The sequence below is a fragment of the Pseudomonas sp. JBR1 genome (assembly GCF_028198185.1).
Taxonomy (GTDB): Bacteria; Pseudomonadota; Gammaproteobacteria; order Pseudomonadales; family Pseudomonadaceae; genus Chryseomonas; species Chryseomonas oryzihabitans_E.
In genome coordinates, this window is sequence record NZ_CP116340.1 from 3,742,455 (window position 1) to 3,755,680 (window position 13,226).

The 13,226-nt window shown below is 67.8% G+C and carries 12 protein-coding genes; 1 reads left to right on the forward strand and 11 read right to left on the reverse strand.

Features of this window, described 5'->3' with window-relative positions:
- Positions 1-178: 178 nt before the first annotated feature.
- Both PJ259_RS17335 and PJ259_RS17340 read right to left on the reverse strand, forming a co-directional pair.
- Positions 179-583 (reverse strand): YkgJ family cysteine cluster protein, encoded by a 405-nt coding sequence (locus PJ259_RS17335; protein ID WP_059313197.1) that lies wholly within the window; start codon positions 581-583, stop codon positions 179-181.
- Positions 584-586: 3 nt separating this feature from the next.
- Entirely contained in the window at positions 587-1,159 is a 573-nt protein-coding gene (locus PJ259_RS17340; protein WP_017642829.1) for a xanthine phosphoribosyltransferase, read from the reverse strand.
- A 180-nt stretch (positions 1,160-1,339) separates the two neighbouring features.
- Between PJ259_RS17340 and PJ259_RS17345 the strand changes: the two genes are divergently transcribed.
- Entirely contained in the window at positions 1,340-3,397 is a 2,058-nt protein-coding gene (locus PJ259_RS17345; protein ID WP_271653632.1) for a methyl-accepting chemotaxis protein, read from the forward strand.
- 51 nt (positions 3,398-3,448) lie between these two features.
- Here the strand turns inward: PJ259_RS17345 and PJ259_RS17350 are convergent, their stop codons facing one another.
- The 9 genes from PJ259_RS17350 to PJ259_RS17390 form a co-directional block, all read right to left on the reverse strand.
- Positions 3,449-3,715 carry a hypothetical protein gene (locus PJ259_RS17350; RefSeq protein WP_271653633.1) on the reverse strand — a complete coding sequence of 89 codons (267 nt, stop codon included), beginning with the start codon at positions 3,713-3,715 and terminating at the stop codon, positions 3,449-3,451.
- Positions 3,716-3,804: 89 nt separating this feature from the next.
- The gene (locus PJ259_RS17355; RefSeq protein WP_271653634.1) at positions 3,805-4,917 is read right to left on the reverse strand and encodes a hypothetical protein; all 1,113 of its coding nucleotides are present in this window, start codon (positions 4,915-4,917) and stop codon (positions 3,805-3,807) included.
- A 76-nt stretch (positions 4,918-4,993) separates the two neighbouring features.
- Positions 4,994-5,665, reverse strand: a complete 672-nt coding sequence (bioD, locus tag PJ259_RS17360) for a dethiobiotin synthase (protein ID WP_271653635.1) — start codon at positions 5,663-5,665, stop codon at positions 4,994-4,996.
- Positions 5,666-5,670: 5 nt separating this feature from the next.
- A complete protein-coding gene (gene bioC, locus PJ259_RS17365) occupies positions 5,671-6,468 on the reverse strand; it encodes a malonyl-ACP O-methyltransferase BioC (RefSeq protein ID WP_271655890.1) in 798 nt (265 codons plus the stop codon).
- Positions 6,449-7,174, reverse strand: a complete 726-nt coding sequence (locus PJ259_RS17370) for an alpha/beta fold hydrolase (protein ID WP_257704788.1) — start codon at positions 7,172-7,174, stop codon at positions 6,449-6,451. Before PJ259_RS17370 ends, bioC begins: the two co-directional genes overlap by 20 nt.
- Before the next feature lie 7 nt (positions 7,175-7,181).
- Positions 7,182-8,357, reverse strand: a complete 1,176-nt coding sequence (gene bioF, locus PJ259_RS17375; protein ID WP_271653636.1) for an 8-amino-7-oxononanoate synthase — start codon at positions 8,355-8,357, stop codon at positions 7,182-7,184.
- Positions 8,358-8,446: 89 nt separating this feature from the next.
- Positions 8,447-9,496, reverse strand: a complete 1,050-nt coding sequence (gene bioB, locus PJ259_RS17380) for a biotin synthase BioB (protein WP_007159868.1) — start codon at positions 9,494-9,496, stop codon at positions 8,447-8,449.
- Between the two features lie 730 nt (positions 9,497-10,226).
- Complete coding sequence (locus PJ259_RS17385) at positions 10,227-11,777, reverse strand: phospholipase D family protein (RefSeq protein ID WP_271653637.1); 1,551 nt, start codon at positions 11,775-11,777, stop codon at positions 10,227-10,229.
- Complete coding sequence (locus PJ259_RS17390; RefSeq protein WP_271653638.1) at positions 11,774-13,054, reverse strand: NAD(P)/FAD-dependent oxidoreductase; 1,281 nt, start codon at positions 13,052-13,054, stop codon at positions 11,774-11,776. The genes PJ259_RS17385 and PJ259_RS17390 overlap by 4 nt, the downstream gene beginning before the upstream one ends.
- Positions 13,055-13,226 lie beyond the last annotated feature (172 nt).

A 13,226-nucleotide genomic window follows, 5' to 3' on the forward strand; every position in this document is an offset into this window, starting at 1 on the left:
GTGGAAAACGCTGCGCGGTTTTCCAGGCTACAGGGGCGCTAGCGTCCTGTCGCGGCCTGGAACGCGACAGACCGTAGGTTGGGTTAAGACGGCTCTCTCGTCGAAGCCCAACGCGCGGAACCGAGCCCGCCCCGTTGGGCTTCGCTGGCGCTCAACCCAACCTACGCCGGCCCTTTGTCTAACGCAGCTTCTGCGGCTTGTAGGCGCAATAGCCGGGTCGTGGGCCGACGCGCGGGTGGTTGCGGCAGGTGTCCGGGCGCTGGTCGTAGATGGTGCACAACCGCGTCTTGGGATGCAGGTAGAGGCAGTCGTTGTTGGACAGCCGCACCAGGGTGAACAGCCCGGTCTTGGCGTTGAGGCGTTCGACGACGCCGTCCTTCTTGAGCCGCTTGGCGATGTCCTTGAGCGGCTCGCCCTTCTCGAACTCGTCCACTACGCCCATGCGGATCAGATCGGACAGGCGGGCTTCCACCGGCAGGGTGCAGCAACTGGACGCGCAGTCCAGGCACATGGCCTTGTCGTAGCGGATCCAGGTTTCGGTGCGATCGAGATCGGCACCGAGAATGCGCAGTATCTGAGCCATGGCTTACTCGGCGAAGGTGACCTGACCGTCGGCCAGGGAGGCGACGCGGGCCAGGGATTCGACGCGATAGCCCTGGGCGTCGAGTTCGGCGCGACCGACCTGGAAGGACTTCTCGATGACGATGCCGAGACCCATGACCTGGGCACCGGCCTGACCGATGATGGAGATCAGCGCCTTGGCTGCCTTACCGTTGGCGAGGAAGTCGTCAATGATAAGCACCCGGTCGTCGGACGCCAGATGCATGGTCGAGACGGCTATGGTGCTCTCGGTCTGCTTGGTAAAGGAATAGACACTCGCGACCAGTAGATTGTCAGTAAGCGTCAGTGACTGATGCTTGCGCGCGAAGATCACCGGTACGCCCAGCTCCAGACCAGTCATCACCGCCGGGGCGATGCCCGAGGCTTCGATGGTCACGATCTTGGTGATGCCGGCATCGGCGAAGCGGCGGGCGAACTCCTGACCGATGTCCCGCATCAGCGCCGGGTCGATCTGGTGGTTGAGGAAGGCATCGACCTTGAGCACCTGCTCGGAGAGTACTTGGCCTTCGGTGCGAATCTTGGCTTTGAGGCGTTCCACGCGGACGATCCTTTAACGGCAACGCCCGGGCCTGAGTGCAGGACCGGGTCTGGGAATACGGGAGGGCGGCGATTGTGCCCTATCTTTCAAGAAAGTCGTTAGTTTGCCGACAAATCGCCTTATAGATACCCGCAACGGGTAGCGGCGTTTGCCAGCGGAAGGGCAGAGGAGCGGTCATCGATGGACGTTTTGTTGTCACCAGGGATTCGCGTGCTGAGCCGCTTCGGCTTCGCGCGCAAGTTTGCACTGCTCCTCGTGCTGTTCATTCTGCCACTCACGGTCAGCCTCTGGCTGCTCGGTGCGGATTTCCAGGCCAAGCTGGCGACGGTCAGCGGCGAACGCAGTGGCGTCCGGCTCTTGCAACGCCTGGATGTGCTGGAGGCCGAACTCAACGCCCAGCGCAACCTCACCGCGCGCTGGAAGGCGATCGACACCGCTCGGCAACCGACCCCGGCGGTGCAGGCCGCCATCGCCGCCTTGGAGGGCCGCAGTGACAGCGGTCGCGCGAGCCTCGCCGCGCTACAGCAGCAACTGGCGGCCGAGGCCCTGGGCAGTGGCGTGCAGCAACGCTTCCAGGAGCTCCAGCAGGCCGTGGCCGGCCTCGACGTCAAGGATCTGCGCAATCTGGGCTGGTGGCCGGACGGCTACGACAGATTCACCGCGGCCCTGGGGGCCGTCCAGGCGTTGCGCGAGGAGATCGCCCTCGACAGCGGCCTGATCCTCGATCCCTGGCTGGAAACCTATCTGCTGATGCAGATCAGCACCACCCAGTCGGTCGAGCTGTACGAGCGACTCGGACGCCTGGCCAGTGTCGGTCAGGCCAGCGTGGTGTCCGGTCAGTTCAGCCTGCAGAGCCGACTGCAACTACGCGACCTGCGCGCGCGCGTTGGCGACTCCCACGAGAGCCTGACCAAGGTCGGCGCCCTGCTCAGCAGCAAGCTACCCGCCGACCTGGCCGGCTGGAAGAACGACTACCAAAAGGTCAACAGCCAGCTGGAGGCCAGCCTCAAGACCCTCGACCAGGGCATCTTCAGTGGCGAGATCACCCTCAAGCCGGAGCAGTTCGAAGCCACCCTGGACGGCGTCCTGCAAGGTCTGCAGGCCTTCCGCCAGCAGACCCTCGAAAGCCTGGATCAGCGGCTGCAGTTCTATCGCGCCGATGCCGTCCACCGTTTCGGCTTCATCGTCGCCGGCTTCGGGCTGCTGCTGGTGGTGACCTGTTATCTGCTGCTGTGCATGCAGGCGGCCATCCGCGGCAGCGCGCGGGGCATCACTACGCTGGCCGAAGGCTTGCGTGACGGCGATCTGACCCGTACGGCCCAGGTGAACGGACGCGACGAGCTGGCGGAAATCGGGCGGGCACTGGACCTGGCCGTGGTGCAGCTGCGGGCCAGCCTGCAGACGGTCGATCGGGAGAGTCGCCAGGTGGGCATGGCGTCGGGTGAACTGGGGCAGCAGGCCGAGGCGGCGCTGGGCGCGGTGGAAGCCCAGCGCCAGCAGATCACCCAGATCGCCACTGCGGCGACCGAGCTGGCCGCGACCGCCCAGGGCGTGGCCCGGAGTTGCGAGGAGGCCGCCGGGCGCGCCGAACAGATGCGCGGCATCGCTCAGGTCAGCCAGCGCGATAGTCGCCAGACCACCGCCAGCATCCAGCGCCTCAATCAGCGGCTGGACGAGACCGCCGCCGCCATGGCCCAGGTCAACACCCAGGCCGGGGAGATCCAGCAGGTGGTGGACGTCATCCGTGGCATCGCCGAACAGACCAATCTGCTGGCCCTCAACGCCGCCATCGAAGCGGCACGCGCCGGTGATCAGGGCCGAGGGTTCGCCGTGGTCGCCGACGAGGTACGTTCATTGTCGCAGCGCACCCAGGCCTCCACGGCACAGATCGCCGGCACTGTCGGCAGTCTGAGCAGCACCGTGGCCCAGGCCGTGTCGCTGATGCAGGAGGCCTGTGGTCAGGCGGCCAGCGACGCCCAGTCGGTCACCGGCCTGGGGCAACGTCTGGAAGAGATCGCCGAATCGGTGCAGGGGGTGTCCGATACCCTGGTGCAGATCGCCACGGCGGCTGAACAGCAGGCGGTCACCGCCGATCAGGTCAGCGGCAATATCCAGCAGATCGATGGCGCCGCCGCCGAGCTGCTAGGCAATGCGCGCACGGTGCAGAGCACGGCGGTCGGCCTGGAGGCGGGCAGCCGCACCCTGGCAGCCAACACCACGCGTTTCCGCCTGGGCTAGAACGCAGAAGGGGCGCCGGTCAGGGCGCCCCTCCACTCAAAGAACCGCTGATCAGGCCCGGGTATCGAGCAGCCGGCCCAGGGTTTCCTGAGAGGCCTGCATGACCTTGGTACCGGCCAGCGCCTGGTACTTGCCGACATCCAGATTGACCAGTTGGCTGGCCATGTCAGCCTGGCTGTTGGTGGTCGCGCCCAAGGCTTGCTGTTCGTTGCGCGCGGTCTGGGAGGCGAGGGCGGCACCGGCCTTTTCGACCGTGCGGCTGCCGTTCTGGTAGGCCTGCACCCCTGCGTAGAGGGTATTGCTTGAAGTCACGTTCATGGACAGCGTCCTCGACGGTGATGTCAAAGGGCTATTGAAGCAGCTTTGACGTCAAAGAACCAGCAGGCCGTGTCACCGCTTGTGTCCCGCTACTGTTGAATCGTCGCCCGGTTGCCCTGACCGCTCTGGCTCAGGTTGACGGCGTTGCCAACGCTCGTCTGGCTGACGGAGGCATATTGGCTAGCGCCCTGCTGGCTGGCGCTGACCTGGGCGTCGCTGCCCAGGCCTGCATGGAAGGAATGACCATCGCCCAGCTGCTCGATGCCGAGCTCGACGTTGTCGCCGATCCAGATCGCGCTGAACTCGTTGTCGTTGCCCTGGGAGACCAGGGTCAGACGGGAGTCGTCCCCGCCGATCAGGACGCCGGCGCTGTTGCGATTGCCCACTTGTTGCAGATCGAGGTGGTTGCCATCGCCCGTCAGGATCACCTGGGCGGCATTGTCGTCGCCAAGCTGGCGCGTGTTGACGGCCTGCGGTCTGTTTTCAAGGCCGTTCTGCTGCACCGCCGCGCTGTTGCGATTGCCGATCTGGATCAGCTGAACGTCTTGCTGCCGCGTGCCCTGGCGGGCCCCGGCCTGGTTGTCGTCACCGCGTTGCTCGACCACGGCCCGGTTGGCGTCGCCGCCCTGCAACAGGTCAACCTCGTTGCGCGCGCCCAGGGTCAGCACATCCTGCACATGATCATCGCCCACCTGCTTGAGTCGCGAGCGGCTACCGCTGTCGCGGCCGTCCTGAAACAGGCTCAGTTGATTGCGTGCGCCCTGCTGCTCGATGAGCATCCGCTGGTCGTAGCCACCCTGGCGCACCAGGGCTTCGTTCTGCAGACCGCTTTGCAGGATGTCCACCCCATCGCGCTGGCCGTGGCCCTGGTAGACATAGGCATGGCTCTGGCTGGCCTCGCGCTGGTCGATGACGATCTCGCGCGCGCCGCCGGCGGCCTGAGTGACATTGGTGAAGTTGCCGACACCGCCCTGCTCGACGCGGGTACGGTCGCCCTGGGAGTCGCGCTGGGTGAGATAGGCCTTGCTGGCGCGACCGGTCTGGACGACTTCCAGGCTGCCCTGGCGGGTATCGGGTTCCTGGGTGAGGAAGGCGCCGAGGCGCTCGCCGCGCTGATCCACGAGGGTCTGGTTGTCCAGCGCCCAGGCGGTGCTGGTCAGGCCAAGCAGGCCCAGGCAGGTCAGGAACGTGGAAGTGGGCACGGGGCGAATCCGGTAGCGGCAGACAGGGCAGTCTGCCGCCGGCCTGGCCCTGCGGCCATCGCCCGAAAGACTGATATCAGCCCGGCAGGCGCAGGTGCGCCGCGACCGCGGCGGGAGTGGCCGCAGCCAGGTGCGGCACCGTGCCCAGGCAGGGCGCCGGCAGGCGCTCGTGCAGGGTGGCGAGGTTGTCGTCCAGGCGCAGGGTGGCCGGGGCTACCAGATTGGCTACCCAGCCGGCCAGCGGCAGGCCGTCGGCGAGGATGGCCTCGGCGCTGAGCAGGGCGTGGTTGATGCAGCCCAGGCGCACCCCGACCACCAGGATCACCGGCAGGCCCAGTTCGCGGGCGAGGTCGGAGAGCGACTCGCGGCCGGCCAGGGGCACGCGCCAGCCACCGGCGCCTTCCACCAGGGTGAAGTCGGCCTGCAGCGCCAGGATCCGGCGCACCGGCGCGGCCAGGGCGGCGACGCTGAGGTCGATACCCGCCTCGCGGGCGGCCAGGTGCGGCGCGATGGCCGGTTCCAGGGCGATGGGATTGATGTCGGCATAGCCGAGCGGCAGCGAGGTCTCACCCAGCAGCGCCAGGGCATCACCGTTGCGCAGGCCGTCGGCGGTGCGTTCGCAACCGGAGGCCACCGGCTTGACCCCGGCGGTGGTGAGGCCCTGCAGGCGCGCCTGGTGCAGCAGGCCGGCGGCGATGGTGGTCTTGCCGATCTCGGTATCGGTGCCGGTGACGAAATAGGCGGGCATGGCGGTCATTCCTTGCGGAGCAGAACGTGGATCACATGATAGGTGGCCGGCAGGCCGGCGGGCTGGCGCAGGCTTTCATAGGCGCGGGTAAAGGCCGCCAGCCGCTGGCGCCCGGTGAGGCCCTGGGGGCGACCCTGGTTGAGGTTGTGGGCACCGATGGCCTTGAGGTGCTGGGTCAGGGCGCGCAGGTCAGGGAAGTGCAGGCGCTGGGGCTCGACGTCCAGCCCCAGCACCTGCAGGCCACTGGCCGCGGCGGCGTCGGCATAGGCCGCCTGGCGGCGGAAGCGATTGACGTGCACCTGGTCGTCCACCTGGGCCCAGCTCTGGCGCAATTCGTCGAGGGTGCCCTCGACCAGGCTGCTGAAGGCCAGTACACCGCCTGGCCGCAGGATGCGCCGCGCTTCGGCGAGCACGGCGGGCAGGTCCGGGCACCACTGCAGGGCCAGGCTGGACAGGATGAGGTCGCAGCAGTCCGCGCGCAGCGGCAGGCGCTCGGCGTCGGCGGTCAGGTAGTGGCGGGCGCCGGCACCTTGCTCGCGGGCGTGGCGGAGCATGCCGAGGGCCAGGTCCAGGGCCAGGCCTTCGGCGTGCGGATGGCGCCGGGCCAGGGCCCGGCTGCAATAGCCGGTGCCGCTGCCCAGGTCCAGCCAGCGTTGCGGGGCCTGGAGGGGCAGCCGACTGAGTAGGCGATCGGCGACCCGGCGTTGCAGGAGGGCGGCGCCGTCGTACTGCGCGGCGGCGCGGGAAAAGGACAGCGCCACCTGGCGCTTGTCGGGCAATACGTCAGCCATCTCGTCCTGCATAGATGAATTCACGGATACGGGTGGCCACCTCGTCCGGGCGCTCCAGCGGCAGGCCATGGCTGGCATGTTCCAGTACCTCGACCTGGGCGGTGGGCAGCTCGTCGCTCAAGGCCTGGGCGGCGGTAGCCGGGACCAGGGCGTCATGGGCACCGAACAGGTGCAGCTGGGGACCGCTGAAGGCCTGCAGGGCGGCGCGGGTGTCCAGGCGTGCGAGCAGCTCCAGACCGGCGATGACCGCCTCGGGATCGACCTCGGGCAGGGTTACCTGCAGCTGGCGGGCGAGGGTGCGGCTGTCGCGCGCGCCCTGGGCCACCAGCAGGGTGAAGCGCTTGAGGGTCAGCTCGGCGTCCAGCGAGCAGGCCTCGAAGAAATCGGTGAAGACGCTGCGCGCCATAGCGGTCTGCCAGCCGGCGCGGGCGACGAAGCAGGGATTGCTGGCCAGGGTGATGAGGCCGTGCACGCCCTCGGGGCGGCGCAGGGTGAATTCGCTGGCGAGCATGCCGCCCAGCGACCAGCCACCCAGCCAGACGCCCTCGGCGATGCGGGCTTCCAGGTCGGTGAACCAGTCCTGGGTGTCGGCCAGGGTCGGCAGTGGCTCGATCAGAACGTCGAGAAAGGGTTCCTGCTCGACGAGTTCGTCACGCAGGGGCTCCAGCGGAGCGTTGCCCAGGCCCCAGCCGGGCAGCAAGATCAGGGTATCGCGCATTGGTCGGTCACTTATCCGCGTCGGGCGGTAATTCGGCCATGGCCTGGGCCAGAGCGTCGAGCAAGAGGTCCACGTGCGCTTCGCGATGGGCCGCCGTCAGGGTCACCCGCAGGCGGGCACTGCCGGCCGGTACGGTGGGCGGTCGGATGGCGGTGACCAGGATCCCGCGTCGGCGCAGGGCGGCGGAGAGTGCGAGGGCGCGCGCGCTGTCGCCGACCAGGATCGGCTGGATCGGCGTGGCGCTGAGCATAAGGTCCAGGCCGAGGGCCGTCGCGCCCCTGCGGAATCTCTGGATCAAAGTGTGCAGAAGCTCACGGCGCCAGCCCTCTTCGCGGACGAGCTGCAGGGCGGCCAGGGTGGCGCAGGCCACCGCCGGCGGCTGGCTGGTGGTGTAGATGTAGGGGCGGGCGAACTGGATCAGCGTCTCGATCAGTTCCTCGCTGCCGGCGACGAAGGCCCCGGCGGTGCCGCAGGCCTTGCCCAGGGTGCCGACCAGTACCGGGACCTGGCGCTGGTCCAGGCCGAAATGCTCGACGATGCCGCCGCCGGTGGCGCCCAGGGTGCCGATGCCATGGGCATCGTCCACCAGGGTCCAGGCGCCGTGGCGCTGGGCGACCTGGCAGAGCTCGGGCAGGGCAGCGAGGTCGCCGTCCATGCTGAAGACGCCGTCGGTGACCACCAGGGTGTCACCGGTGGTCTTGGCCAGGCGCGCGGCCAGGCTGGCGGGATCGTTGTGCAGGTAGCGGGCGAAGCGCGCGCCGCTGAGCAGGCCGGCGTCGAGCAGGGAGGCGTGGTTGAGGCGGTCTTCCAGCACGGTGTCACCACGGCCGACCAGGGCGGTGACCGCCGCCAGGTTGGCCATGTAGCCGGTGGAGAACAGCAGCGCGCGCGGCCGGCCGGTGAGTTCGGCCAGAGCCTCCTCCACCTGGTGATGAGGACCGCTGTGGCCGATCACCAGGTGCGAGGCGCCACCGCCCACCCCCCAGCGTTCGGCCCCGGCGCGCAGGGCGGCGATCACCTGGGGATGGTTGGCCAGGCCCAGGTAGTCGTTGCTGCAGAAGGCCAGCAGCGACTCGCCATCCACCACCACCTCAGGACCCTGGGGCGCTTCCAGCAGGGGCCGGCGCCGATAGAGGTGCTCGGCGTGACGCTGAGCCAGGCGGGCGGCGAGGTCGAAGGCCATTGGGATTCTCGGTAGCGGTGGTTGCAGATTGTGCCCTCACCCCGGCCCTTTCCAGGGGGAGAGGGGGAAGAGCGGGGAGGGGCACGGGATCAGGCGGTGGCGGCGTCGTAGAAGAGCTCGCTGTTGCGCTGCTCCACCAGGGCCTGCTCGATGGCGGCCTGGTGCACCTCGTCGGCATGCTCTTCGCGGGCTTCGGGCTGGATGCCGAGGCGGGCGAACAGCTGCATGTCCTTGTCGGCCTGGGGGTTGCCGGTGGTCAGCAGTTTCTCGCCGTAGAAGATGGAATTGGCGCCGGCCAGGAAGGCCAGGGACTGCATCTGCTCGTTCATCTGCTCGCGACCGGCGGAGAGGCGCACGTGGGACTTGGGCATGAGGATGCGTGCCACCGCTAGGGTGCGGATGAAGTCGAAGGGGTCGACGTCCTTTTCCTCGGCCAGCGGGGTGCCCTGGACCTTGACCAACATGTTGATCGGCACCGACTCGGGGTGCTCGGGCAGGTTGGCCAACTGGATCAAGAGGCCGGCGCGGTCATCCACCGATTCGCCCATGCCGAGGATGCCACCGGAGCAGATCTTCATCCCGGCTTCGCGGACGTAGGCCAGGGTCTGCAGGCGCTCGCCGTAGGTGCGGGTGGTGATGATGTTGCCGTAGAACTCCGGCGAGGTGTCCAGGTTGTGGTTGTAGTAGTCCAGGCCGGCGTCGGCCAGGGCACGGGTCTGCTCCTGGTCTAGGCGGCCCAGGGTCATGCAGGTCTCCAGGCCCAGGGCCTTCACGCCCTGCACCATCTGCAGGACATAGGGCATGTCCTTGGCGGAGGGGTGCTTCCAGGCGGCGCCCATGCAGAAACGCGTCGAGCCGATGGCTTTGGCCTCGGCGGCCGCCTCCAGCACCTTCTGCACCTCCATCAGCTTTTCCTTTTCCAGGCCGGTGTTGTAGTGGCCGGACTGGGGGCAGTACTTGCAGTCTTCCGGGCAGGCGCCGGTCTTGATCGACAGCAGGGTGGAGACCTGCACGCGATTGGGATCGAAGTGCTGGCGATGCACGCCCTGGGCCTGGAACAGCAGGTCGTTGAAGGGCTGCTGGAACAGGGCGCGGACTTCGGCGAGAGTCCAGTCGTGACGCAGGGCGGTAGCGCTCATGGGAGATCCTCGATGCATTGAAACGGCCGGGTGCCGAAGCGGGGCCTTTGAATGCGGTCGACCTTAGCCGAAGTGTAGGTCGACTACTGTTCATAAAACGACCAATTGCCGGATTTTTTGCAGGGAGATTGACCAAGTCGTAGGTTGGGTTGAGCGCGAGCGAAACCCAACAGGGTTGGCACGGTGCCTGTTGTTGGGCTTCGACGATGGAGCTGTCTCAGCCCAACCTACGGGCGTCCAGCCGTTGGCTCGCGTAGGTTGGGTTGAGCGCGAGCGAAACCCAACAGGGTTGGCACGGTGCCTGTTGTTGGGCTTCGACGATGGAGCTGTCTCAGCCCAACCTACGGGCGTCCAGCCGTTGGCTCGCGTAGGTTGGGTTGAGCGCGAGCGAAACCCAACAGGGTTGGCACGGTGCCTGTTGTTGGGCTTCGACGATGGGGCTGTCTCAGCCCAACCTGCGGGCGTCCAGCCGATGGCTCGCGTAGGTTGGGTTGAGCGCGAGCGAAGCCCAACAGGGTTGGCACGGTGCCTGTTGTTGGGCTTCGACGATGGAGCCGCCTCAGCCCAACCTGCGGGCGTCCAGCCGATGGCTCGCGTAGGTTGGGTTGAGCGCGAGCGAAGCCCGGTTGGTACGGTGCGGGTTGTTGGGCTTCGACGATGGAGCTGTCTCAACCCAACCTACGATCTAACCCCCTCTCCCTCTGGGAGAGGGTTGGGGTGAGGGCGAAGCCTAGAGCATCCGCTCCAGCCCCACTGCCTTGACCACCCAGGCGTTGAAGCGGCGCCAGGCACTGCCGGGTTCGTGGTGCAGCACCCGGGGCTCGCCATTGCGCTCGCTGACCCACTCCAGCCGCACCTGCCCCCGATCCTCGACACGCTTGACCGCGTAGGAGACGCTGGGGTCCATGCCCTGCAGTATCAGCTGCCGCAGGCGACCGGTGAGGGCCGGGCTGTCCACCAGCACCCCGACCTCGGTGTTCCACAGCACCGAGCGCGGATCGAAGTTGAAGGAGCCGATGAAGGACCAGCGCCCGTCGATGGCCATGGCCTTGCTGTGCAGGCTGGATTCGGATTCGCCGAAGCTGTAGGGCAGGGCGGATCGCTTCTGGTCCGGACGGGCGCGCAGCTCGAAGAGCTTGACGCCCTGGGCCAGCAGGGCCGCGCGATAGGGCGCGTAGCCGGCATGCACGGCGGGTACGTCAGTGGCTTCCAGGGCGTTGGTCAGCACCCGCACGTCCACGCCACGGGCGGCCAGGCCGCCCAGGTAGGCGACCCCCTGATTCATGGGCACGAAGTAGGAGGAGACCAGCAGCAGCTCGTGCTGGGCGCCATCCAGGATCGGTTGCAGCTGGCGGGTCAGCAGCAGCTGCCAGTCCGGCTCGTCGTCGGCCAGCACCTTGCGCGGCGCATCCCAGAACGCCTGGGCATGGGCCCAGGTCAGCTCCTGCAGCCAGCCGTCGAGTTGCGGGGCCGTAGCGTAGCGGCGCAGCCGGTTGTACAGCGCCAGGTCGCGGGTGCGTTCGCTGTCGAGATAGCGGTGCAGCCGTGCGCGCAGCCGCACCAGGGCGTTGGGCGAGGGAGCGAACCAGCGCAGCCGCCGGGCCGGCTGGCTCAGGGGGCTGTTCCAGTACTGGTCGAAGCTGGTACCCAGTTGCCGCGCCACCGGGCCAGCGGCGAGCAGGTCGAGATCGGTGAAGTTCATCTCCGGGCGGGCATCGAAGTACTCGTCGCCCAGGTTGCGACCGCCGACGATGGCTACGCTGTCGTCGGCCAGCCACAGCTTGTTGTGCATGCGCCGATGCTGGTGGTTGAGATCCACCAGGCGGCCCAGGGCTCGGGTCGGGCCGGTGCTGCGGCCCAGGTGCAGCGGATTGAAGACGCGGATCTGCACGTTGGGGTGGGCGGCCAGCACGGCGATCTGATAGTCATTGCCGTCGCTGCTGGTGTCGTCGATGAGAAAACGGATGCGCACGCCGCGATCCGCCGCCTTGAGCAGTTCGTTGACCAGCAGCCGCGTGGTGAGGCCGTCGTGGACGATGTAGTACTGGATGTCCAGGCTGCGCTGGGCCTTGCGAATCAGCTCGGCGCGAGCGGTGAAGGCGTCGGTGCTGGTTTCCAGCAGACGCAGACCCGACAGGCCCGGATGGATGGCGCCGGCCGTGCGCACCTGGCTGTCCAGGGCGGTGCCGGCGACCGGCAACACCTGGGAGGCGTGGCGCGGGATCGGCGTGGCGCAGCCGGCCAGCAGCGCCAGCAGCAGCGGAACGACCAGGCGGATCACAGGCTGTCCTTGAGGCGATACCACAGCATGCCCAGGGCCAGCAGCGGCGAGCGCAGGTGGCGACCGCCGGGGAAGCGCGCATGGGGCACCTGGGCGAAGAGGTCGAAACCGGCTGATTGAGCCAGGATCGCCTCGGCCAGCAGATGGCCGGCCAGGTGGGTGGCGTTGACCCCATGGCCGGCATAGGCCTGGGCGTGGAAGACGTTGGGATGCTCGCGCAGCCGACCGATCTGCGGCAGGCGATTGGCGCCGATGCCGATCATGCCGCCCCAGGCGTAGTCCACCCGCACGTCCGCCAGTTCGGGGAAGACCTCCAGCATCTTCGGCCTCATGTAGCCGGCGATGTCCTTGGGATCGCGTCCGGAATAGTGGCAGGCACCGCCGAACAGCAGGCGGCGGTCGGCGGAGAGACGGAAGTAATCCACCGCCACGTTCTGGTCACAGACCGCCCGGTTGCCTGGCAGCAGGCGCGCGGCGCGTTCGGCCGAGAGCGGTTCGGTGGCGATCACGTAGCTGCCTGCCGGCAGGACCTGGGCGGCGAGGTCAGGCTGCAGCTCATTGATGTATGCGTTGCAGCAGAGCACCAGGGTATCGGCGGAGACCCGGCCACGGGCGGTATGCACCCGCACCTTGGGGCCGTATTCCAGGCGGGTGACCTGGCTGTCCTCGAAGAGCTGCACGCCCAGGGCCTGGGCCGCGGCAGCCTCGCCCAGGGCCAGGTTGAGCGGATGCAGGTGGCCGGAACCCTCGTCCACCAGGGCGCCTTCGTAGCGCTGGGAGCCGACCACCTCGGCCAGTTGGTCCTTGGGCACCAGGCGCAGTGGATGGGGATAGCCCAGGGCCTGGAGCGCGGTCTGTTCTTCCTGCAGGTGCTGCCAGTGACGCGGCTTGTTGGCCAGGTCGGCGAAGCCCCAGCGGAGATCGCACTGGATGTCGTGGCGGGCGATACGCTGGCGGACCAGATCCACCGCCTCGAAGCCCAGGCGCTTGAGTTCGCGTACCCCCTCGGCGCCTATGACCGATTCGAACTGCTCGACGTCGTGGCCGACGCCGCGGATCAGTTGACCGCCATTGCGTCCGCTGGCTCCCCAGCCGATACGCCGGGCTTCCAGCAGCACTACCCGCGCGCCGCGCTCGGCCAGTTCCAGGGCGGTGTTGAGCCCGGAGAAGCCACCGCCGACCACGCAGACATCCGCCTGGACCTCGCCCTCCAGGGGCGGCAAGTCCAGTTCCAGATTGGCGGTGGCGGCGTAGTAGGAGGGCGCGTGGGGCTGCATAGGCGGCGTCTGATTTTGCGGGTGAAAGGGACAAGAGCCTGTTCAACGTCTTGCGAGCTAGAGTCAGGCAAGGAGAACAGACTCGAGGAAGCGGATCGGACTCGCGCTCGAGTTTACACAGAGTAAATGAGCATTCCGAACGTCTGTTCGACGCGGTTTGGCCGACGCGCCG